Origin of the sequence: Flavobacterium sp. HJSW_4 (genome assembly GCF_042436695.1) — a bacterium.
In the GTDB taxonomy this organism is placed as follows: domain Bacteria; phylum Bacteroidota; class Bacteroidia; order Flavobacteriales; family Flavobacteriaceae; genus Flavobacterium.
The window spans coordinates 43,638-67,535 of record NZ_JBHNPP010000004.1 but is presented as its reverse complement, the minus strand read 5'-3'; the positions used below and the strand labels follow the sequence as shown (position 1 = coordinate 67,535).

General features: G+C 34.6%; 17 protein-coding genes. 14 read left to right on the top strand and 3 right to left on the bottom strand.

What is annotated here, in order from left to right; all coding sequences use genetic code 11:
- The first annotated feature begins 63 nt into the window (after positions 1-63).
- Positions 64-570: a hypothetical protein gene (locus ACE01P_RS04990; protein ID WP_379694927.1), complete on the top strand. Its 507-nt coding sequence runs from the start codon at positions 64-66 to the stop codon at positions 568-570.
- Between the two features lie 133 nt (positions 571-703).
- On the opposite strand, the gene ACE01P_RS04985 is transcribed toward ACE01P_RS04990, so the two are convergent.
- Both ACE01P_RS04985 and ACE01P_RS04980 read right to left on the bottom strand, forming a co-directional pair.
- Positions 704-1,138 carry a DoxX family membrane protein gene (locus ACE01P_RS04985; protein WP_379694925.1) on the bottom strand — a complete coding sequence of 145 codons (435 nt, stop codon included), beginning with the start codon at positions 1,136-1,138 and terminating at the stop codon, positions 704-706.
- Between the two features lie 7 nt (positions 1,139-1,145).
- Positions 1,146-1,703 carry a GNAT family N-acetyltransferase gene (locus ACE01P_RS04980; RefSeq protein ID WP_379694923.1) on the bottom strand — a complete coding sequence of 186 codons (558 nt, stop codon included), beginning with the start codon at positions 1,701-1,703 and terminating at the stop codon, positions 1,146-1,148.
- 567 nt (positions 1,704-2,270) lie between these two features.
- Between ACE01P_RS04980 and ACE01P_RS04975 the strand changes: the two genes are divergently transcribed.
- From ACE01P_RS04975 to ACE01P_RS04950, 6 genes are all read left to right on the top strand, one after another.
- A complete protein-coding gene (locus ACE01P_RS04975; protein WP_379694921.1) occupies positions 2,271-3,284 on the top strand; it encodes a zinc-binding alcohol dehydrogenase family protein in 1,014 nt (337 codons plus the stop codon).
- Between the two features lie 144 nt (positions 3,285-3,428).
- Positions 3,429-3,815 (top strand): DoxX family protein, encoded by a 387-nt coding sequence (locus ACE01P_RS04970; protein ID WP_379694919.1) that lies wholly within the window; start codon positions 3,429-3,431, stop codon positions 3,813-3,815.
- A 405-nt stretch (positions 3,816-4,220) separates the two neighbouring features.
- The gene (locus tag ACE01P_RS04965; RefSeq protein WP_379694917.1) at positions 4,221-4,826 is read left to right on the top strand and encodes a GNAT family N-acetyltransferase; all 606 of its coding nucleotides are present in this window, start codon (positions 4,221-4,223) and stop codon (positions 4,824-4,826) included.
- 189 nt (positions 4,827-5,015) lie between these two features.
- A complete protein-coding gene (locus ACE01P_RS04960; RefSeq protein ID WP_379694915.1) occupies positions 5,016-5,744 on the top strand; it encodes a CPBP family intramembrane glutamic endopeptidase in 729 nt (242 codons plus the stop codon).
- Between the two features lie 49 nt (positions 5,745-5,793).
- Positions 5,794-6,954 (top strand): sensor histidine kinase, encoded by a 1,161-nt coding sequence (locus ACE01P_RS04955; RefSeq protein WP_379694913.1) that lies wholly within the window; start codon positions 5,794-5,796, stop codon positions 6,952-6,954.
- Positions 6,954-7,661: a LytR/AlgR family response regulator transcription factor gene (locus ACE01P_RS04950; RefSeq protein ID WP_379694911.1), complete on the top strand. Its 708-nt coding sequence runs from the start codon at positions 6,954-6,956 to the stop codon at positions 7,659-7,661. Before ACE01P_RS04955 ends, ACE01P_RS04950 begins: the two co-directional genes overlap by 1 nt.
- Positions 7,662-7,731: 70 nt before the next feature.
- Here the strand turns inward: ACE01P_RS04950 and ACE01P_RS04945 are convergent, their stop codons facing one another.
- Positions 7,732-11,664: a two-component regulator propeller domain-containing protein gene (locus tag ACE01P_RS04945; RefSeq protein ID WP_379694909.1), complete on the bottom strand. Its 3,933-nt coding sequence runs from the start codon at positions 11,662-11,664 to the stop codon at positions 7,732-7,734.
- A 394-nt stretch (positions 11,665-12,058) separates the two neighbouring features.
- On the opposite strand from ACE01P_RS04945, the gene ACE01P_RS04940 reads away from it, so the two are divergent.
- The 7 genes from ACE01P_RS04940 (at position 12,059) to ACE01P_RS04910 (ending at position 23,886) form a co-directional block, all read left to right on the top strand.
- Complete coding sequence (locus ACE01P_RS04940; RefSeq protein WP_379694907.1) at positions 12,059-15,073, top strand: SusC/RagA family TonB-linked outer membrane protein; 3,015 nt, start codon at positions 12,059-12,061, stop codon at positions 15,071-15,073.
- 16 nt (positions 15,074-15,089) lie between these two features.
- Complete coding sequence (locus tag ACE01P_RS04935; RefSeq protein ID WP_379694905.1) at positions 15,090-16,613, top strand: RagB/SusD family nutrient uptake outer membrane protein; 1,524 nt, start codon at positions 15,090-15,092, stop codon at positions 16,611-16,613.
- Positions 16,614-16,694: 81 nt separating this feature from the next.
- Positions 16,695-17,867, top strand: coding sequence for a cellulase family glycosylhydrolase (locus ACE01P_RS04930; protein ID WP_379694903.1), 1,173 nt, complete (start codon positions 16,695-16,697; stop codon positions 17,865-17,867).
- 271 nt (positions 17,868-18,138) lie between these two features.
- Entirely contained in the window at positions 18,139-19,179 is a 1,041-nt protein-coding gene (locus ACE01P_RS04925; protein ID WP_379694901.1) for a glycoside hydrolase family 43 protein, read from the top strand.
- 373 nt (positions 19,180-19,552) lie between these two features.
- Positions 19,553-21,367: a glycoside hydrolase family 2 protein gene (locus ACE01P_RS04920; protein WP_379694899.1), complete on the top strand. Its 1,815-nt coding sequence runs from the start codon at positions 19,553-19,555 to the stop codon at positions 21,365-21,367.
- Between the two features lie 102 nt (positions 21,368-21,469).
- Entirely contained in the window at positions 21,470-22,492 is a 1,023-nt protein-coding gene (locus ACE01P_RS04915) for a family 43 glycosylhydrolase (protein WP_379694897.1), read from the top strand.
- A 215-nt stretch (positions 22,493-22,707) separates the two neighbouring features.
- Complete coding sequence (locus ACE01P_RS04910) at positions 22,708-23,886, top strand: aldose epimerase family protein (RefSeq protein WP_379694895.1); 1,179 nt, start codon at positions 22,708-22,710, stop codon at positions 23,884-23,886.
- Positions 23,887-23,898: the final 12 nt, after the last annotated feature.

Genomic DNA, 23,898 nt, shown 5'->3' with positions numbered 1-23,898 from the left:
GTATTGCTCTTTTTTTAGACAAGCTTTCGGTGCAATTTTGTTTTTTATTTTTAAAGAAAAGAAATGAGTAAAGTTGCAAAATTTGTTGTCATCATTAACGATAATGTCTTTTGGATGGAAGACAAAGCCGTTCAGTTTTATACCAATTTATTTAAGGAAAAAGAAATAGGAGAGAAATACGCCGAAGAGCATCTTTCGCAAAAAGAGTTGTTCCGAATTCAGAATGATTTTTCAATTGAAATCTTGATGGCTTATCTTGATGAAACTCCGCAATCGTATTTAAAATTAGATTCATCTAGAATACTAAACGAAAACTTAGGTGCATCAAAAGCAATTAACCTGAGTGAGATTATTTATTTTGACGAAGAAGATTTAAAAGCACTTATCAAACGTGCCGAAGAAATTGCTTCTCAGCGCAAACACGATCTAATTTGGGTGAAAGCTTTTGCCGTAGATACTGCTTTGATCGCTATTTTACGATCATTAAATTATGAAGAATTTGATCTGGAAGAAACGGTTGAAGATCAATTTCCAAAACGAATTTATTTCCGAAAAAAAATGGGAGCTTAGTTTTTTTTATTTTTCAGTCGCAGTCTCAGTTTGCTTAAGACTCTAGAAGCTTTGTCAAAGTTTCAAACTTTGACAAAGCTGTTAATTCTCAAAGAAAAGACTGAAAACCGTGACTGAGACTGAAAACTAAAAATTATATTCTATTATCCACAGCATAAGATGTTTTTCCAATATTAGCAAGCAGTAAAGCCGCTGCACAACTTGTCCAAACCGAATAATCTAGTGGTGCTTTTACAGAAATAGAAACCGACATTGCAAAAGCAAAAAAGAACATTAAAAAAGCGGTTCCTAACGCGGCAAGTCTGGTTTTAAAACCGAATAATAATAGTAGGCTTAGTAAAACTTCAAAGAAAGTGGCAATTCCAGCAAGAACTTCTGCTGTGGCTTGGTTGGCAAATGAATTTAAAGATTGGGTGTAGATTACAAAATTTTCCCAATTTCCCCAGGCAACCGCGTTAGATCCCGGTGCGCCCCAAACTCCGAATCGGTCTGCTACGGCCGAAAGCATTGTGATTCCTAAAACTATTCTTAAAATTAAACCTGCTTCTAGTATTGTGATGTTTTTCATTCTATAATTAATTTTTTATTTGGAGGTGTTCTAAGTTCTTTTTGACCAAAGTTTTGTTTCCAACTACTTTAAAACCAAGCTTTAAATACAGTTTTTTAGCACTCGGATTGTCTTCTTCAACCAGCAGACCTAAAACTTCTTTATTTTTATGAACGTATTTATCTATCAAAAATTGCAATAATTTAGAACCAATTCCTTTTCCTTGATATTTCGGATTCACACCCAACGAATCGATATAATATTCGCCCTCACGAGTTTCAAACTCAGGATCAAATTCAGGATTATGATGTTTTCGAACATATTCCACAATCGGATTTCGTAATTCCTCGATGTCTGCTCCATTGTAAATGTTTACTGCTCCAATGATTTCGTTATTTTCTTCAGCCACAAAACAGTTTTGATACGAATACTGATTATTTTCTCTTTCAATGAAGTACAGCAGAAAGTCTTTCGCGGAAGCGTAATCTTCTTTAGCAATAAATTTATAGATGATATCTTCCATTGCTAATAATAATATAGGAGCGATTTTTTCTGCGTCTGTTTTTTCTGCTTTTCTGATATTCATTTTGAAGTGTTTTTAAGCAAATTTAGTTTTTCTAACACATAGTAACATAGTTTTTCTTTGTGTTGAAAGGCGTTTCACTTGTTTCAATGCACATAGCGTGTTTTAATAGCTAATCTTTGTTCTCAAAGTTGAAACTTTGAGCTATGTTTTAAAACGCAAAGTTTCACCACAATCTTGTCATTCCGACGAAGGAGGAATCTTCGTGAGTAGCTCCATATAGAGAATCGCCAATCTTTGTAGAGTTTCTTGCGAAGATTCCTCCTTCGTCGGAATGACAAAGTTGGCGAGAAAATAACTTTGATAAAGTTGCTAATGCCGCACCAACTATGTGTAGAAACTAGTTTCTTTTGTATTCTTTTCGAGGTAAAAAAACCTATGTTTCTATGTGTTTAAAATTTTAAGCCACTAAAAAAAATCTGCTAGATCTGCTTAGATCTTTTTAAATCTGCGTGAAACAAAAAAATAACCTGCTGAATATCTACCAATATACGCTCAATATATACCAATCAAGAGATTTCAACTAACCTTATATTTGTAATATAGTTTTAATTTAAACATTAAAAAGAAATGAAAGCAATAGGATTTAAAACATCACTACCCATAGAAAATCCAGAAAGTTTTATCGAATTTGAAACGGTAAAACCAATTCCTGGACCACACGATTTATTAGTTAAAATTGATGCGATTTCGGTAAATCCAGTCGATTTTAAAATTCGTCAGAACAGTGCACAAGATACTGTTTTAGAAACGCCAAAAATCATCGGTTGGGATGCCGTTGGTATTGTACAGGCTGTCGGACAAGACGTTACTTTGTTTGAAGTTGGAGATCCCGTTTATTACGCAGGAGATATTACCAAACAGGGAAGCAATGCTGAATATCAGATTATTGACGAAAGAATTGTTGGCAAAAAACCAAAATCATTGAGCATTGAAGAATCAGCTGTAATTCCGTTAACCGCTTTAACCGCTTGGGAAATTCTGTTTGACAGAATCAGAATTAGTGCTGACAAAGACAAAGGAAAATCCATTTTAATCATTGGTGGAGCAGGAGGAGTGGGTTCGATTGCGATTCAATTGGCTAAGAAAATTGCTGGTTTGACGGTTATTGCAACGGCATCGCGTCCAGAAACAATCGATTGGTGCAAACAGCAAGGAGCCGATTTTGTAGTAGATCATAAAGATTTGATTTCTTCAGTTCGAGAGGCTGGTTTTGAATATGTTGATTTTATTTTAGATTTTGTAGATACCAATGCTTATTGGGATATTATGGTTGAATTGATTAAACCTCAAGGACATATTGCCTCAATTACAGGAAGTAACGATCCTGTTGCATTAACCAAACTGAAAAGCAAAAGTGTTTCTTTTTCTTGGGAATTAATGTACACGCGTTCTATGTATCAGACAGAAGACATGATCGAACAACATAATATTCTAAACATTGTAGCCGATTTATTGGACGATGGTATTTTGAAAACAACTTTAAACACAACCCTAAACGGATTGACAGCCGAAAATCTGAAAAAAGCACACGAACTTTTGGAATCAGGTAAAACAATTGGAAAAATTGCAATAAAATTTTAAAGTAAAATCACGTTTGTGATAGTCTAAAAAAGTTTATTTAGAATTATTTTAAATAATATTGTTTCGGAATAATAAAATTTATGTATTTTAGTCGCCTTACAAGCCCAATTTGTATTTTAAATTTTAACCTAAACAAAATTATTTATGATTTCAAAAAACACAGACCTTGGATTATTGCTTTTGCGTATCAGTACTGGTGGTTTAATGCTTTTTCATGGCGTTTCTAAACTGATTCACGGAATTTCATTCTTAGTAGAAAACATGGGCGCATTTGGATATGCGGTTTACATCGGTGAAGTTTTAGCTCCAATCGCTATTTTAATAGGATTCAGAACTAGAATTGCAGCAGTTCTTTTGGCGATTACTTGCGTAGTTGCGATTGCAACGGCTCATGCTCAAGATATTTTCTCTATCAGCGATCATGGAGGTTATGCTTTAGAATTATTAATGCTTTACCTTTTTGGTGCAATTGCTTTGTTTTTTACTGGAGCTGGTAAATTTGCCGTTTCTAAAAACAATCAATGGGACTAATTTACAGGTCTCCTATAAATATGAAAAGCTCTAAATTTCGATTTAGGGCTTTTTTGTTTTTTATCCCTTTCATTTTGAAAATCATCATATCATTTTGATAAGCTTTTATAAATGCAATAAAGTAGGTTTTTTATTATTTGTTTTATAATGAGGTGTTTATGTGTATGTAGGCTTGCTATGGCACGCCTTTTGTTTTTTGTTTGTTGATGATGCAGATTATTTTAATCGAAACCAACTCTTAATATTTAAAAACATGAAAACAAATCAAAGCAGAAGCAAGCAAATCACAAAGAACTATTCTTCAAGTAAATCTAGACGAAATAAAGATCGATTCGTCAACTTAATGGTATTTACAGTAGTGCTTTTTATTACTGTTATGATGATTGCTAAAATAGTTTAGGTTTTATGAAAACCATTCATTATGAAAGAAATAAAGCTGTTTTTCCTTTGAATGAAAAAGCTGTTGAATCTTTTGATTTCATTATAGAAAAAACAAGTGTTGAACATATTTTTTATTTAAATGAAATCTGCGAAGAAACCCTATTATCCGCCAAAGCCCGCGGAACTGGAATTTCAGGAAGACCACCAGAATTGCTTGCAAAAAAGATAAAAGATGGTGAAGCCATTATCGCATTTACACCAGACGGAAAATGGGCAGGTTTTGCTTTTATTTCTTCATGGGAAAGCGGAAAATATGTTTCTAACTCAGGATTAATTGTCGCGCCTGAGTTTAGACACACAGGACTGGCCAAAAAGATTAAAAAGAAGATCTTTGAACTCAGCCGTAAAAAATATCCAAAAGCCATTATTTTCAGTCTAACAACTGGTCTTGCCGTTATGAAAATGAATCACGAACTCGGTTTTGAACCCGTTACTTATTCTGAATTGCCAAAGGATGGCGAGTTTTGGGAAAATTGCAAAAGTTGTATCAATTGCCCAATCTTATTAAGCAAAGAAAAGAAAAACTGCTTATGCACTGCAATGCTGTACGATCCGAAGAAAATTAGTTAATTAGATAATGTGCCAATTAGATAATGAGAGGAATTGACTAATTATCTAATTGGCACATTATCTAATTAAACTCTAATCGGATAAAAACACATTTTCACGGAGAGAACACTGTATTCTGCCGAATCGAATTGAAAAATTGAAGTGACGCCAATACTTTTGATTAAAATTAAAACCTTAAAAATCAAAATTATGTCACTGTTTACGCCACTTCTTTGGATCTTATTAATTTCTCCGTTTATTGTTATCGCTCATTTCAAAACTGATAAATCTAACTTGAAATACTTAGGATTTTTCATTTTGTACTTTCTTACCGATGTGTTTTTACAAGCCTCAGGAAAACAATTGATCGATTTAGATTTAAAATTCAATTGGGCGGGGAAAATCTTGAGTTTAATTTTAGCTTTAATTATCATTTTCTCTGTTTCAAAAGAAGAAAGAATCAAAATCGGATTTACTTCTAAAACCAATTCCAAAAGCAATCTAAAATTCGGATTATTGATTTTCTTCGGATTTACTTTTTGCGATATTATCTTCAAACTGATTTTATTTCCAAAAGGAGGAAACTTCGATTTAGAAACCTTCCTTTTTCAAGCCACAATGCCCGGATTAACTGAAGAAATTCTTTTTAGAGGAATCTCTTTATGGCTTTTAGAAAAAGCTTTTGCACCAACATGGAATTATCGCGGAGTGAAATTTGGTTGGGCGTTTGTAATTGTAACTGTTTTATTTGGAGTTTCTCACGGCGCTGTTTTAGATCAAGATTTGCATCTGAAATTTGATATCGCTACAATGGTTTACCTAACCGTAATATCTTCATTTAGTGTTGGCCTTTTGAGAAGTTTTTCTGGAAATCTAATTTATTCTATTCTCGGTCACAACACGATTAATTTGATCAATGCGGTTATTAGAATTTTATAAAACCTGCCAAATTAAAGTTATATTTGAAACTGCTTTACAACTCTATTACATGCCAAATACTACGTCAACTTCAGGATATTTTTTAGATAAAATCGCTTCGCTAAATTTTAATCAATTCTTTACCAAGAGAAATCGAATTTTAATGCACATTTTTATGTGGCTAAGTTTTTCTATTTTACTGTTTTTGAGTTATGTAATTGGCTATAAATTAGTCTATTTTGATGCCGTTTTGCTAACCATAAGAATGGCATTAGTCAACATCATGGTGTTTTATATGTTGTTTTATCTTTTGTTGCCAAAGATATTTTCAGGAAGCAAAACCAGAATCATAATCTTGTTGTTACTGCTTTTTCCCATTTCTATTTTCGTTTGGATGGCCGTAACGTATTTTATTTCATTGATTTATTACGCTTTAGGACTCGAAGTTACTTACGGAGAGTTAAAAGGTGTAATTAAAATGAGTGCACAGCAGACGTTTTTAGAAGCCGTTTCTCCAAAAAGAATGCTTTCGCAGACTATAATAATTATTTCGTTGCTTTCGCCTTTTTGTTTTGCTAAAATCTTGGTTGAAATCACGAAATTGTACAACAATAAATTTCAGATTGAAAGAGAAAAAACAGCTTTAGAAATTCAAAATATTCAAATAGAAAAAGACTTTTTGAAAGCACAGTTGAATCCGCATTTTTTGTTTAATACATTGAATAATCTCTACGGATTAACGGTTCGAAAAGACAATCTCGCTCCAGAATTAATTCTCAATCTTTCGGATATTATGAGTTATACGTTGTATGAATCGAATACTGAAATTGTTCGTTTGGAGAAAGAATTGGATTTCATTAAAAATTATATCGCTTTAGAAAAAATGCGTTACGCAGATGAAACCAATATTCAAGTTACGATTGAAGGACAAACCGCAGGACTTTTTGTTGCGCCACTTTTGACTTTTACTTTCATAGAAAATGCTTTTAAATACGGTTTAAAAAGTAAAAACGCCTTTATAAAATTAGACATTAAGATGGAAAACAATACTTTTTGGTTTAGTTTAGAAAACGATTCGGAAGAAACAGAAAACGATTCTAATTTTAGCGGAATAGGAGTAGAGAACGCCCGTAAACGCTTACAATTGCTGTATCCTGATCAATATGAATTAGAAATTAAAAGATTAGAAAATTCGTTTAAAGTCGATTTAAAAATAGTTTTAAGAAAATAATGGAAAAGCTAAAATGCATTATCGTTGACGACGAACCAATTGCAAGAGATATAATCGAATCTTTTATTGCTGAAATTCCGTTTTTGGAGTTGCAATCTTCGTTTGGAGAAGCGTCTAAAGCATTATTATTTCTGCAAGAAAATGAAGTTGATATTGTTTTCAGCGACATCGAAATGCCTAAATTTAATGGTTTAGAATTGGCGCAATCGCTTACGAATGCTCCAGTTATTATTTTCATCACCGCGCATCGTAATTTTGCTTTGGAAGGATTTGATACCGGCGCAGCAGATTATCTTTTAAAACCCGTTCGTTTTGATCGTTTCTTAAAAGCGGTAAATCGCGCCAAAGAATATCTTTCGTTAAAGAAAACAACCTCAGTTCATCAAATCAATTCCGATCGTATTTTTATAAAATCAGAAGGAAAATTGATTAAAATTCTGCTGAATGAAATTCTATATGTAGAAGCGCAAGGCGATTATCTGAAATTTGTAATTAATGGTGCTTCCTATACAACTCTCGGAACTTTAAAATCGATGGAAGAAGTGCTAAAACTCCCAATGTTCTTCCGCGTTCAGCGTTCTTTTATTTTAAATTTAGAAGCAGTCAGAAGTTTGAACGGAAATGTAGTTGAATTGATTGATGGAAAAACTATTTCTGCAGCTTTGAATAAAAAAGAAGAACTCTATCAATTGCTTGGAATTAAATAATTAGAAAATGTGCCAATTAGATAATTAGTCAATTACTCGCATTATCTAATTATCTAATTGGCACATTCTCTCATTTTCTATTTACGTTGATATAATCAGTAGGAGACATGTTAAAATGTTTTTGGAAATTTCGCCCGAAACTCGTTTGCGATTTGTAACCGACCATTTCAGCGATTTCGTACATTTTATAATTTTCATTTAATAATAATTCGGCAGCTCTTTTGAGACGCACGATATTGATTAACTCGTTCGGACTTAAATTGGTAATGTCTTTAATTTTTCTGTATAAAGTCGAACGGCTCATGTTCATGATTTCTGCAAGAGATTCTACACTTAAATCTTGATCGGTAATATTTTTAAGGATTTCGTCGTCGAGTTTTTTTAGGAATTTCTCGTCTGTTTTATTGTGCGCAATACTTTTAATGTGTGAAAGCGGAGAACTTGCATAATAATTCATGATTTGTCTACGGTTTTCGATCAAATTATTGGCTTGAACTTTTAAATAATCCATTGAGAAAGGTTTTGCTACATAAGCATCTGCACCAACTTCAAGTCCGTCGATTTGTGATTTTAGAGAGTTTTTTGCTGTTAATAAAATTACCGGAATATGACTTGTTTCAAGATTCGTTTTAATCTTTTTGCACATCGTAATTCCGTCCATAATTGGCATTGTGACATCAGAAATTACCAATTGAATGTTTTCGTTATGAATAATTTTCAGCGCTTCTTCGCCATTTTCTGCTTTTAAAATAGCATAAGTTGAAGCTAATTCCGTTGTAATAAAACTCAACAAATCTTCATTGTCTTCGACGACTAAAATCTGCGCTTTTTCGTTTTTAATTTCAACTGGTTCTTTCGGCGTTTCGTTTTCTGTCTGTTCTTTTTCAGAATCGGCGTAAAGCATAAATTCTTCTTCTTGATGCAATGGAACAATCAATTCGAAAATATTATAATTCGGATCAGCAACTAAATCTAAACTTCCGTTATGCAATTGCGCTAACGAATGTGCCAGCGAAAGTCCAATTCCAGTTCCTGAAGCTGTACTGCTATCATCAACTCTAAAAAATGGTTCAAAAATTTTGTCTTTTAAATGAATCGGAATCACATTTCCGTCATTTTTTACAATTAAAGTTAGTTTCTTTTCATCTCTAAAAAGAGAAATTGAAACTTTTTTGTTCGAATATTTAATCGCATTATTGATCAAATTGCTGAGAATCTTTTTGAAAGCTTCTTTATCTACAAAAGCATGAATGTCTTTTTCGCCTAATTCTAATTCAAATTCCAATCCGCGTTCTTCAATTAATTGGCTGAATCTCAAATGGAAATTTCGAACCATTGAAGAAATATTCGCTTCGACGAAAGTCAATTTCAAACCTCCAATTTCCGATTTTCTAAAATCAAGCAATTCGTTTACCAATTTCAATAAACGAGAAGTGTTTTTCTTCATAATCGAAAGATGCTGTGGTACTTCTTCATGTTCGTATTTCATTCCCAAAAGCTTTTCCAGCGGACCTTTAATCAAAGTCAAAGGCGTTCTGATTTCGTGCGCTACATTCGTAAAAAAGTCAATTTTAGCCTGATAGATTTCTTTCTCTTTTTCGTCATTTAAATGCTTGATTTTGCGGTTATTCTTGATCTGCGTCAGATTTTGAGAATAACGAATGATGTAATAAAAACCAGCGCAAATCAAGGCAAAATATAGCAAATAGGCATAAATGCTCGCATACCACGGCGGAAGAATCCTAATTTTCAGTTTTACTTCTTTGCTCCAAACACCAAAGCTATTTAGCGATTTTACTTTAAAAACATAATCGCCAGGCGCCAATTCGGTAAAGAAAACTTTGTTGTTTCTTCCCAAATAAACCCAATCGTTGTTTACATTTTCCAATTGAAACCAATATTCGGTCAATTCTGGAGCAGTGTAATTCAGAGAAGCAAATTCGAGATTGAAAGACGATTGACTGTTGTTTAATTCCAATTCGTCCAAAAAAGAAATAGACTGCGAAATAGGCGAGTCGGGGCTATTTACCTCGATGTCCTTATTATTAATCTGAAGATTGGTAATGTAAATAAAAGGCGTGTATTTGTTTTTACTGAAATGCTTCGGATTAAAACTGATCATTCCGTTCAAATTTCCAAAATACATATCACCGTTTGCATCTTTAAAAGCTGAATTGTAATTGAATTGATCGCTCAACAATCCGTTTGCGGTGGTAAAAATCTTGATAGTTTTATGATCTGGACCAAATTTCACCAAACCTTTAGAAGTCGTCAGCCAAAGATTTTTTGAATCGTCTTCTAAAATAGAATAGAAAACATTGCTTGGCATTCCGTTTTTGGTCGTGAATTTGGTAAAAGTGTGATTTTGTCTGTTTACCAGATTCAAACCGTTTTCTGTTGCAATCCATAAGTTTTTAGAAGAATCTTCAAAAATAGCATTGATAGTATTGTTGCTAATGCCTTTCGGATTTTTATAATCATACGTAAAAACCTCTTTTTTCTTTGTTTTCGGATTATAAAATAGTAATCCGTCGCGATAACTTCCTGCCCAAAGATTCCCGTCTGAGTCTTCTTTCATATTCGTATAATGATACGTTTCTGGGAAGAATTTCAGAATTTCGAAATTATCTGCTTGTTCGTTATAGCGATAAAGTCCTGATGTCGTCACAACAATCAAGTCGCCATTTTTCATTTCATAAAAAGAAAAAATGAAGTTGCTATGCAATCCGCTTCTGCCGTCATTAGCACTGTAATGTTTTAAAATAGCGCCAGAATTTCGATCTAAAACATCCAAACCATGCTCAAAAGTTCCAACCCAGATTTTGTCTTTTCTCGGCATTAAAGCGTGAATGTTGTAATAAGAAACATTATAAGAAGTAAATTGCTGCGTTTTCGGATTGAAACGATTTACGCCCGCATCTTCCGTTCCAATCCATAAATCGCCGTGATCGTCTTTATGAATTTCTCTAACTGCGCTTCCGCTAATGGAGTTTTGATTGTTCTGCGGAAAATACTTCTTGAACTGTGTATATTGTTTTTGATGGTAATTGACACCACCAAAATAAGTTCCAATCCAGATTCCGTTTTCTTTATCAATTGTGATCGAGTAGGCCGCATTGTCTGAAATAGCGTAGGGATCGTTGTAATTCTTTCTAAGATTTACAGCAGTTTTGGTTTTTAGATTATAAACATAAACTCCAGATTCGCTGGCAATCCAAAGTTCATCGTTTCCTTTTTTTCTAAACTGACGTACAAAAACAGGCTCTTTAATGCCAAATTGCAGTTCGCTTGTCGTTTTATCTTTTCTATTATATAGGAGTACGCCGTCGTCTTGTGTTCCAATTACAATATTTTCTTGATCTACTGCGTAAATCACCGTAATTCTAAAATTAGCTTTATTCGCTGGTGGATTTAGTGGAATATTTTCAAAAGAAAGGTTTTCTTCAGAATAATGATAGATTTTATTTAGTGAAGAAGCCCAAATTTCTCCTCTATAATCTTTCGTTATCGAAGTGGTAACGAAATATTTGTTCGGATTAAAAGTGGTCGTTTGCTGCTTTTTTGGTGCATACTTATACAAAATGTTGCCAGAAACAAACCAAATGTTGTCTTTTTGGTCGTGATTGATGTCGTTGATACGATCATTTATCGCTTCGTTCAAAATGCTAAAACGATCTAGTTTTTTATCATAATGGTACAAGCCTTTATCGGTTCCGACCCAAATGGTGCCGTTATGTTCGTGCAATGACTGGATATAATTGCTTCCTAAACTATGAATCGGATCTCCTTTGCTTCTATATGTTTTAAAACGATAACCATCAAAACGGTTCAAACCATCTTTAGTTCCAAACCACATAAAGCCGTCATTATCTTGTATTGAGGTTAAAACGGTATTGTTTGAAAGTCCTTCTTCAACCTGAAAATGTTTAAAATAATAGTCTTGCGCATTCGAAAAATGTATCGAAAAAATGCTGAAGAATAAAAAAAGAAAGAATTTACGCATAGTTGTGTTTTTTAGGCTAAAATCTTGATTTCTGCAAATCGTCTCAATATTCTACAAAATGTTGCAGCTGAATGAAAATGGGCTGTTTTTAATACAATTTGAATCATTTGAGAGAGATATTGACACAAATGAAGCATTTTATTTTGAATAAAAAGCGTCTACTTTGAATTTTCAAATAAATCATATTGATAAAATTTTAAGGTTAAAAATATACTATCAATAAAATAAAGTTTGAAAAAGCCAACCATTAATAATTTTGAAACAAAATGAACACTTTATTACAACAAAGGAATATTAGTTCTTCTTTTGTCCGCATTCCGGACGATTAAAAAATTCAATATTTCATTAAACCAAACCACAAAAAGAAATAAAACTATCTAAAATGCAAAAATCAATGAAAACAAAGTTCACTCACTTTTTAACGAAGAGATATTACCTTTTGGTTTTCTTTAGTTTATTACTGCAGTCCGCTTTTGCCCAACAGATTACTGTTACAGGAAAAGTGACTACCGCAGACGGACAAGCTGTTCCTTTTGCGAATGTCTTGATAAAAGGAACTCAAAATGGTGCCGTGACCGATTTTGACGGAAGCTACAAAATTGCAGCCGGAGGAAGCCAGACATTAGTTTTTAGTTCGCAAGGCTATAAAACAACAGAAATTGCCATCAACAACAAAACTTCTATCAATGTTACCATGACAGAAGACGCCATGAAACTAGAAGAGATCGTTGTTGTAGGTTATGGATCGCAACAGAAAAAAGATCTTACGGGAGCTGTTGCTTTAGTTAAACCTGACGAAATTCAGAAAAGACAGGTTACAACAGTGGCAGACGGACTTCAAGGTTTAGTTACGGGAGTTAAAGTTCGCGGAGGCGGGCGTCCTGGACAAGAGGCGAATGTGGAGATTCGTGGTCTTAAAAATCTTCAAAATACTAACCCTTTATATGTAATTGACGGATTAGTGACTTCTGCAAACAGAGATTTTAACCCGAATGATATCGAATCGATTCAGGTTTTAAAAGATGCTTCTGCAGCAGCAATCTACGGTTCTAGAGCAGCAAATGGTGTCATCATCATTACAACTAAAAAAGGTAAAAAAGGACCACTTCAAGTTGAAGTTTCAGCAAAAAGCAGTTTTACGGTTATGCCTCGCTACGATTTAATGGGAACTGAAGAGTTTGCCAAATACAACAATATGGCGTATGATAACGCTGGACTTCCGAGACAAAACTTAAACATGGCTGTCAATACAGACTGGCAAGATGCGGTTTTTAGAACAGGAATGATTCAGGATTATAATGCTAGTTTTTCTGGAGGAAGTGAAAATTCATCATTTTTTATGTCTGGAAATTATTTTGGAAATGAAGGAACGGTTATCGGAACTGATTTTGACAGAATCTCATTCCGTGTGAATTCTAGCGGAACAAAAGGAATTTTCAGTATTGGAGAAAACTTAGCAATTAGTAATGCTAAAACAGATGAAATGTCTGGAAATCCAATTATTGATGTTTATAGAATGACGCCAACAATTCCGCTTTACGATCCTTCTAATCCAGGTGGATACGGTTACGGAAAACAAGGAGTTGCAGATACTTTCGGAACAAATCCTTTGGCTTTGGCTGATTTTTCTAACGTAACAAACGAAAACTTTAGAATTAGAGGAAACATTTGGTCAGAATTAAAATTTGTTCCTTGGTTGAAATACCGTTTCAATTTCGGGTATGAAACAAGTTTTGATTCTTATAAATTCATGAGAAAAAAAGGAAGTTGGACATTAAACCAACCGGAAGATCCTTCTCAAACCGATCAAAATAAAGGAAGATCAGAAACTTTATTGTTTGAAAATACGCTGACTTTCAAAAAAGAATTTGGAAAACATGATATTACGCTTTTAGTTGGTCAAACTTACCAAGAAGACAATTACAACCAAATTTATGGAACAAAGAGAAATCTTCCGATGAATTCTGGAACAGGGCAATATTATGAAGTTTTAAATCAAGGAGATTCTCCAGTTGTTGGAGGTTTCATCAACGAAGCGGCTTTAACTTCTTATTTAGGAAGGTTAGAGTACAATTATGACAATCGCTATTTATTTAATGCTGTAATCAGACGCGATGGTTCGTCAAGATTCAGCGATGGCAATAAATGGGGAAATTTCCCTTCACTTTCAGCTGGATGGAGAATTAGCAACGAATCTTTCTTTAAATCAGAATTCATTAAAGATTTAAAATTAAGAGCGAGTTACGGAGAATTAGGTTCTGGAAATATTAAAGAATACGAATCTAAAAGCTTCATTAACAATTTCGGACAAGTTGTTTTAGGTAAAGATCAAACTTTATATCCTTCAGCAACACAAGTGAAATTATCAAATTCACAATTGCGTTGGGAAAAATTAAAACAAACCAACATCGGATTGGATTTAGGAGTTTTAAACAACAGTTTACGTTTAACAGCTGATTATTTTATTGCTCGTACAGAAGATGTATTATTTGGTTTCCCAATTTTATTGACTACAGGAAATGACGGAGGAAACCCAATTTCTAACGCTGCAACAGTAGAAAATAAAGGTTTTGAATTTGAATTGGCGTACAGCAAAAAAATCAACGAATTCTCTTTTAATGCTTCTGTAAACTTCACTAAAGTAAACAACAAATTGGTTTCTTTAGGAAATGGTCAAAACGAAAACATTATAGGAAACACGATGACTCGCAGCGGAAGCCCAGTAGGAATGTGGTATGTTTTGCAAACTAATGGATTATTTCAAAATCAGCAAGAAATCGACAACTACAAAAATGCTGATGGAAAAGTAATTATGCCAAATGCGGTTCCTGGAGATATTCGTTTTAAAGATAATAACGGAGACGGACAAATTACAAACGAAGACAAAGCAATTGTTGGAAGTCCGTGGCCAGAATTTGAAATGGGTTTAAATGCTGGAGCTGAATATAAAAACTTTGATTTTTCTATGAACTGGATCGCTTCAAACGGTGCTACAGTTTACAATGGATTTAGAAGTGTTGTTGATCGTTTTGATGACAATAGTAACTACAGAACTGGTATTCAGCCTTGGACACCAGAAAATCCAAATACTGATTTTCCTAGAGTTACAAAAGGTTCGACTTTAAATTCAAGAGGAGATAGCGATCGTTTCTTAGAAAGCGGCAATTTCATTAGACTAAAATACATTGGTTTTGGATATAATCTGCCAAGCAGTGTTTTAGAGAAATCAGGAATTACAAGAGCAAGATTAACCTTATCAGCACAAAACATTCTTACGATTACTAAATACAAAGGTTTAGATCCTGAGTTTAGCAATACTGGCGATAACAGAATTTTTGAAAGAGGTGTAGATAACGGTTCTTTCCCGAATCTTAAGACATATTCTTTTGGTGTAGAATTTAGCTTTTAATTAAAAAAACAGCGTAATGAAAAAAATAATAATTATAACAGCAGCTTTTCTAGGTCTTGTTTTTACAGCTTGTGAAAACGAATTGGATCTAAACAGCCCAAATGATATAACAGTAGACCAATACTGGAAAACGGAGAGTGATGCACAAGCTGGTGTAAACTCGATTTATGCCATGTTTTACAAAGACGGATTATGGGCAAGATGGATGTATTTTCGTTTAGACTTAACTTCTGACGAAGGTTATAGCGTAAGTCCGTGGACAGAATTGGCCGATTGGACAAGATTCAACTACATCAATTATAATTTTTGGGAAGGAAATGCCGTAACGTGGAGAGATACATACAAAGCTATTTTTAGATGTAATCAGGTTTTGGCTAATGTTCCGAATATTGCTTTTCAAAATGAAGATGCTAAAAAGCAAATTATAGCTCAAGCTAAATTTTTCAGAGCATTACATTATTATTATGCAGCTGTAATTTGGGAAGATGTTCCGTTGGTTTTAGATCCGTCTACACCAACAGATTTGCCACAACAGAAAAAAGTAGCTGAAATCTGGGCTCAAGTTGAAAAAGATTTGAATGAAGCTTACGAAGATTTACCAAGAGATTGGGCCGCTGATCAGTTAGGAAGACCAGACAAAGGCGCTGCAAAAGCTTTTCTTGCAAAAGTCTACATGCAACAGCACAAATGGCCAGAAGCAAAAACGGCATTAGAGTTTTTAATTTCTGGAGCAGGAGCGAAGTATAGTCTTGTTTCTAATTACAGAGACAATTTTACGGATACAAACGAAAATAATAGTGAATCTGTTTTTGAAATTCAGTTTGGAGATCAAAGAAAAGGAGGGACAGATGAGTTGCAAAATGCTGCAGTTTCTAGTAACCGTTCTCAATTTTTTGCACCAAGAGGAATCGGCTGGTCTGATGGACAAGCTCGTATCTGGTTAGTAGATGCATTTAAACAAGAAAACAATAAAGACGGAAAACTAGACGAAAGATTAAGATGGACTTTATTCTATCCTCAATTGTTAGCTGATTTTGGAGATAAAACCTACGGCAGAAACTGGGAATGGAATAATGATGAAGCTTGGTTTAGAAAAGGAAGCCGTGATTATTACAGAAATAATGAAGATTACTACAATCAGGTAAACTACAGATTGGTTCGTTATGCTGATATTTTATTGCGCTACGCGGAAGTTCTAAACGAATTGGGAAGTACGGCAGAAGCGTATCAATATGTAGATATGGTTAGAACTCGTGCCAACATGAACGCATTAGCCGTTGCGCATCCTGAAATTGGAAACGATCATGACAAATTCTTAGAGCGTTTGAAAATGGAAAGAGTTTTAGAATTATGTGGCGAAAGTGTTCGTTGGGAAGATTTGAAACGTTGGGGAGACTTAAACTCTCAGGCTTCTGTTGACAAGATTGCGCTTCGTGATCCTGATTTTAAAAACTTCACAGTTGGTAAAAATCATAGAATGCCAATTCCGCAAAGTGATGTAGATAATAACCCAAATCTAGAGCAGAACTCTGGATATTAAAACTGATTTTTTGAGGGGATCAGAGGTAAAAGTCTGGTTCCCTTATTATTAAAGAACAATCGTTCAAAAAATAAAATTCAAATGAAGAAAGTAAAATTGTGTCTGACATTTATGTTAGCAGGACTCGTATTGCTTAGTTGCAACAATAAAAAAAGTAATCCTGAAGAAAATAAAAGCGAAACCGCTTCTATAGAAAAAAGAGAAATTTGGACAAAAGATCAGGCTAATAAATGGTACGCAGAACAACCTTGGTTAGTTGGAGCAAATTATTCTCCTAGCACAGCTATAAATCAGTTAGAGATGTGGCAGGAAGATACTTTTGATCCAAAAAGAATTGACCAAGAATTGGGTTGGGCAGAAGATTTAGGCATGAATGTTATGCGTGTGTATTTGCATGATTTATTGCATGAACAAGATCCAGAAGGTCTTTACAAAAGAATGGACACTTTTTTAGGAATTGCCGATAAACACCACATAAAAACGCTTTTTGTTTTGTTTGATTCTTGTTGGGATCCGTTTCCTGCTTTAGGAAAACAGCGTGCTCCAAAACCTCATACGCATAATTCGGGATGGGTTCAAAGTCCGGGACAAAAGGCATTGCAGGATAAAACGCAATATCCTCGTTTGGAGAAATACGTAAAAGAAACGGTAGCAAAATTCAAAGATGATAAACGTATTTTGGGTTGGGATCTTTGGAATGAACCAGATAATATGACTGGACCATCTTACGAAAAAGTAGAAATCAAAAACAAAGTAGATTTGATTTTACCGCTTTTAAAAGATGTTTTCGCTTGGGCAAGAGAAAGCAATCCGTCACAGCCATTGACTTCTGGAGTTTGGGTTGGCGATTGGAGCGATGAAGCTAAAATGAAACCAATGCACAAAATGCAAATCGAACAATCGGATATCGTTTCTTTCCACAATTACAACACACCACAGGATTTCGAGAAAGTAATCAAACAATTACAGCGTTACGGAAAACCATTAATCTGTACAGAATATATGGCAAGACCAAACGGAAGCACTTTCGAAGGATTTCTTCCAATTGCCAGAAAATATAATGTAGGTATGATCAACTGGGGATTTGTTGATGGAAAAACTCAAACGAAATATGCTTGGGACAGTTGGACTAAAACGTACACAGCAGAACCAAAACTATGGTTTCATGATGTTTTACACACAGATGGAACTCCTTACATTAAAGCTGAAACAGATTTTATTAAAAAGATGACTTCTGAGGCGAATAAAAGCTAATTAAATAATGTGTCAATTTGATAATTAGATAATTGTTTTTGCCACAGATTTCACAGATTAAAATGATTTTTTTTCAAACATAGCCCAAGGTTTCAACCTTGGGAACACGGCGTGCGGAAATTCATTGCGTACCCAAGGTTGAAACCTTGGGCTATGTTTTATGTAGCTACAGAAAAAAATCCTTTTTAATCCTTTTAATCTGTGGCAAATAAAATAATTAGTGAAAATTAGTGGAATTCGTGGCGAAAAAACTTTTAAACCTTTTAGCAACATGAAAAAAAACACAATAAAAAAACTCCTTTTAATAACAGCAATCGCAGTCGGATTTTCTGCCAAAGCACAACAACCAGATCCTCCTGGACAAGTAAAAGGAAACGAAAAACCTAAAAACGAAGCTTATCTTTTTGCGCACATGACGCACAACGATTACGGCAGATTGTATTATTCTGTTAGTTTAGACGGACTTCATTGGGAAAACCTGAATGACGGAAAAAGAGTTTTTGAAGAATATAAAGGACACCCAGATATCTGCAAAGGTCCAGATGGAAAATATTACATCGCAGGAAACACAGGAGACGATGCTAAAAGCATTAATATTTGGGTTTCAGATGATTTGATAACTTGGAAAAAACATTCCGATTACACGCCAGATTTAAAAAGCACGCCAGACTATTCAAACGCTTTACAGCGAATAGGAGCTCCAAAATTGTATTATGACGAACCTTCTCAAAAATTCATCATGACTTGGCACACGCCACATTTGGAAGGAACAAAAGAAGATGGCGAACGTTATTGGGCTAGTCAGCGAACGTTGTATGTTTTGTCTAAAGATTTAAAAACTTTCGAAGGAACGCCAAAACGTTTATTCGATTGGGATATGGGAACCATTGATGTTTTCATTCGTAAAGTTGGCGATTCCTACTACGCCGTAATAAAAGACGAAACGTACCCAACTTTGTATTGGACAACAGGAAAAACCATTCGAATTGCCAAATCAAAGTCGCTTTTAGGACCTTATTCTTTGCCCCAGCAATCTATCAGTCCAAACTTCAGAGAAGCTCCAATGCTGATTCCTTCTCCAGATGACAAAATATGGTACATGTATTACGAACAATATCCAGGCGTTTCATACGGATTATCAATCGCAGATAACCTAAACGGACCTTGGTTTCAAGCCTCAGGCTACACTTTCTTCTCTGATTGGGACAAATATAGTCTGCCAGAAAAAGTACGCCACGGCTGTATGATTACAATCTCTAAAAAAGAATACGACAGTTTGGTTAAGAAATTTGGCCTTATGAAGAAATTATAAGTTATGAATTATGAGTTATGAGTGTTTTGTTGTAATCGTTTTATTGAGGAATAAATAGCAATCAGCAATTAATTTAAAATTTATAACTCATAATTCATAACTCAAAAAAATGGTTAGTTAAGTTAGTTTAGTTCAGTAATTATCGGGCTTATGTGGAGATGAGCTCGGTAATTCATTTTGATTTAGAAGAAACATCACGGTAAATATTCAAACCATATAAGTCATGTAAGTTCATATTAAAATTTGTTTTAGCTTAAAAATTAAAACTTATATGCTCTTGAAAATGTCTAAAAGAAGTTGATCAAGCTAAAATGAACTTCGATGACTTATATGATTAAAAAAAATAGGAGTGTAAAATCTCAAAATATATAGCATGAAAAGAAAAAGCATCCTTTTTTTAGCCTTGTTTTCAGTCTTTGCAGCAAATGCACAATGGAAACCGCAAGGCGATAAAATCAAAACAAAATGGGCAGAGCAGGTTGATTCTAAGAAACCGCTGCCTGAATATCCTCGTCCGATTATGGAACGTGGACAATGGAAAAACCTGAATGGTTTGTGGAATTACAGTATTCAAGAATTCGGAAAAGCAACGCCTTCAAAATACGATGGGCAAATTTTGGTTCCGTTTGCTGCAGAATCTAGTTTGTCTGGAGTAATGAAAGAAGTAGGTTCTAAAAATGAACTTTGGTACGAAACCAATTTTTCAATCGAATCGGGTTGGAATGGAAAAAATATTCTGTTGCATTTTGGCGCTGTCGATTGGAAAACAGAAGTTTTTATTAATGATGTAAAAGTAGGATCGCATACTGGCGGATATACGCCTTTTTCGTTTGATATTACACCATTTGTCAAAAAAGGCGGAAATCAGAAATTGGTTGTAAAAGTTTGGGATCCTTCAAACGATGGGCCTCAACCAAGAGGGAAACAAGTCAAAAATCCAGAAGGAATTTGGTATACTCCCGTTACAGGAATCTGGCAAACGGTTTGGATTGAGCCTGTAAATGCTAAAAATATTGCTTCATTGCACACAACGCCAGACATCGATCATAATACGATCAGTGTAAAAGCAGAAGTGAATGGAGCAGAAACAGGAGATTTAGTAGAAATTTCAGTTTTAGATAATGGAAAAGAAATTGCAAAACAAAAAGCAGTTGTGGGCGAAAGCAATGATATTGTCTTGAATGCACCAAAATTATGGTCGCCTGAAAATCCATTTTTGTATCAGACGAAAATTCGTTTAATCAGCAAAAATAAAGTCGTTGATGAGGTGAAGAGTTATTTCGCTATGCGTAAAATTTCATCCAAAAGAGATGAAAACGGCATTATAAGAATGCAATTGAATAACAAAGATTATTTCCAATTTGGGCCTTTAGATCAAGGCTGGTGGCCAGACGGATTGTACACAGCGCCAACAGATGAAGCTTTGAAATATGATATCGTTAAAACGAAAGAATTAGGTTTTAATATGATTCGTAAACACGTAAAAGTAGAACCAGAGCGCTGGTACACGTATTACAATCAAATGGGAATTCTAGTTTGGCAAGATATGCCAAGCGGAGACGATCAGCCGATTTGGCAAAATAGAAAGTATTTTGATGGAACAGAATTACAGCGTTCGCCAAAATCAGAAGAGATCTACAGAAAAGAATGGAAGGAAATTATGGATCATTTGTATTCATACCCAAGTATTGTGGTTTGGGTTCCGTTCAACGAAGCTTGGGGACAATTCAAAACCGTAGAAATCACTGAATGGACGAAAAACCATGATCCAAGTCGTTTAACGAATTCTGCAAGCGGTGGAAATCACTTTCAAACAGGAGATATTTTAGATTTACATAATTATCCAGGACCAGAAATGTATTTGTATGATGCGAGACGAGTAACCGTTTTGGGAGAATATGGTGGAATCGGTCTTCCGTTGGAAGGACATTCGTGGAAAGCAAATGACAACTGGGGTTACATCAAATTTAAAAATGAGGCAGAAGTTACCGCCGAATACAAAAAGTACGCGGAAATGCTTCGAAAATACGTTAAAACGGGATTCTCCGCTGCGGTCTACACTCAAACAACAGATGTCGAAGGCGAAGTAAACGGTTTTATGACTTACGACAGAAAAGTGGATAAAATGGATTTTAAAGCTGTAAACCAAGTAAACACTGGGGTTATTAATGCTTTAAATCAGAAATAATGTTTTTTCTCTCGCAGATCTGGCAGATTTAGCTGATCAAAAAAATCTGCATGATTTGCTAAATCTGCGGGAGGTAAATTAAAAGCTTGAAAAAACAATAAAATGAAAAAACACCTAATCCTTCTACTGCTCACGACCATAAGTTTTGCACAACAGAAAACCTTCACCAATCCGATTTTGCCATCGGGAGCAGATCCGTACAGCACGTACTACAAAGGCTATTATTACTACACCAATACGCTTGGAAATAAATTGATTTTATGGAAAACGAAAGACCTATCCGATATTAAAAACGCAGAAAGCAAAGTCATTTGGACTCCGCCAAAGAATACTAACTATTCCGCTGAAATCTGGGCGCCTGAGTTTCATATCATCAACGGAAAATGGTATTGCTATTTCGCGGCAGACAATGGCGATAACAATAATCACCGCATGTATGTTTTAGAAAATAAATCGTCAGATCCGTTTAAGGGAAATTTTGAGTTTAAAGGCAAGATCGCGGCTAAAACAGATAAATGGGCCATTGATGGAAATATTTTCGAATACAACAAGCAATTGTACATGATTTGGGCTGGTTGGGAAGGAGATACCAACGGACAGCAGAACATTTACATAGCTAAAATGAAAAATCCTCTTGAAATTGATGGAGATCGTGTTATGATTTCTGCGCCAACACACGCTTGGGAAACACACGGAGCATTGCATGATGAGGTGAATCCGCCACAAGTAAATGTGAACGAAGGACCTCAATTTTTGGAAAGAAATGGTAAAATCTTTATTGTTTTTTCTGCCAGCGGTTGTTGGACTGATTTCTACGCTTTAGGATTATTGAAGTTTAAAGGCGGAGATAATCTGCTAGACGCTTCTGCTTGGGAGAAAGCTCCAGAGCCAATTTTCAAGCAATCGGAGAAAAATAAAGTGTACGCTCCAGGTCATAATTCGTTTTTTAAATCTCCTGACGGAAAAGAAGATTGGATTTTATATCACGCCAATTCAAATCCGGGTGAGGGTTGTGGCAATAAAAGATCTCCAAGAATGCAGAAAATTAATTGGGATGCTAATGGATTTCCAGTTTTAGGTGAGCCAGTAAGCGAAGGAACCAAATTGGCAATTCCTTCAAAATAACTTTTAAGAAGTTGGGAGAAATTATTTTTAACACATAGAAACATAGTTTTGGGGTGTATTAAAGGCGTTTCACTAAGAATAAAACACATAGCTATGTGTTAAAGCTTGCTTTTTCTGTAATCTCATACAGAAGAAATAAAAACCTATGTTTCTATGTGTTTAAATTAAATTTTATTCAATTGACCTAACTAGGTAAACTTTTAATATTCAAGAAAATGAAAAATATTCAAATTACTGCAGTTTTGTTGCTTTCGCTTTTTCAATTCAATTGTAAAGACGGTAAAAAAGACGATGCAGTTTCAAAAGATAGTACTGAAATTCAATCAGATTCGCTGAAAACGAATTTAGAAGCTAAAAACTTTGATACTATAATCGATGGTAAAAAAGTCAGTTTGTATTGGATCGAAAACAAAGGCATAAAAGCTGCTTTCACCAATTATGGCGGGCGGTTAGTAGGTTTATGGGTAGCGGATAAAAACGGAAAACAGACCGATGTTGTGGTTGGAATGAACAGTGTAAAAGGCTTTAAAAACTCAACAGAACCCTATTTTGGAGCTACAATCGGAAGAGTTGGCAACAGAGTTGCATTAGGTAAGTTTGTGCTTGAGGGACAGCAATATACGATTCCGTTGAACAATGGAAAAAATGCTTTGCATGGTGGTGTAAAAGGTTTTCAAGACGTAATTTGGAATGCTGAAAAAACAGATTCTAAGACTTTGGTTTTTACTTATGTTTCTCCAGATGGCGAGCAAGGTTTTCCTGGAAATCTGAATGTAAAAGTGACTTATACGCTTACAGACGATCAAACTGTGAAAATGGAATACGAAGCTACAACCGATAAAACCACAATTGTAAATCTAACGAATCATGCTTTTTTCAATTTGAATGGAGAGGGAAGCGGAACGATTTTGAACCATGAATTGCAGATTTTTGGAGACAAATTTACGCCAGTTAATGAAGGTTTGATTCCAACTGGAGAATTAAAATCGGTTAAAAATACACCTTTCGATTTCACTTCAAAACACACAATTGGCGAAAGAATCGAAACGAAAGACGAACAGCTGAAATTTGGGAGAGGTTACGATCACAATTATGTGCTGAATGCTGATAAAAAAGAGGGTTTTGTTCATGCGGCAACAATTATAGGCGATATTTCAGGTGTTACTTTAAATATTTATACAGAAGAACCTGGGCTACAGTTTTATAGCGGAAATTTTATGCAGAGCAAAAATACCTTTAAATCAGGCGCTAAGGATGATTTTAGGACCGCTTTTGCATTAGAAACACAGCACTTTCCAGATGCTCCAAATCAGCCAAAATTCCCTCAAATCACATTAAAAGCAGGAGAGAAGTATCATACGGTTTCTTTGTACAAATTTTCGATCTCAAAATGATGCAAAACAAGA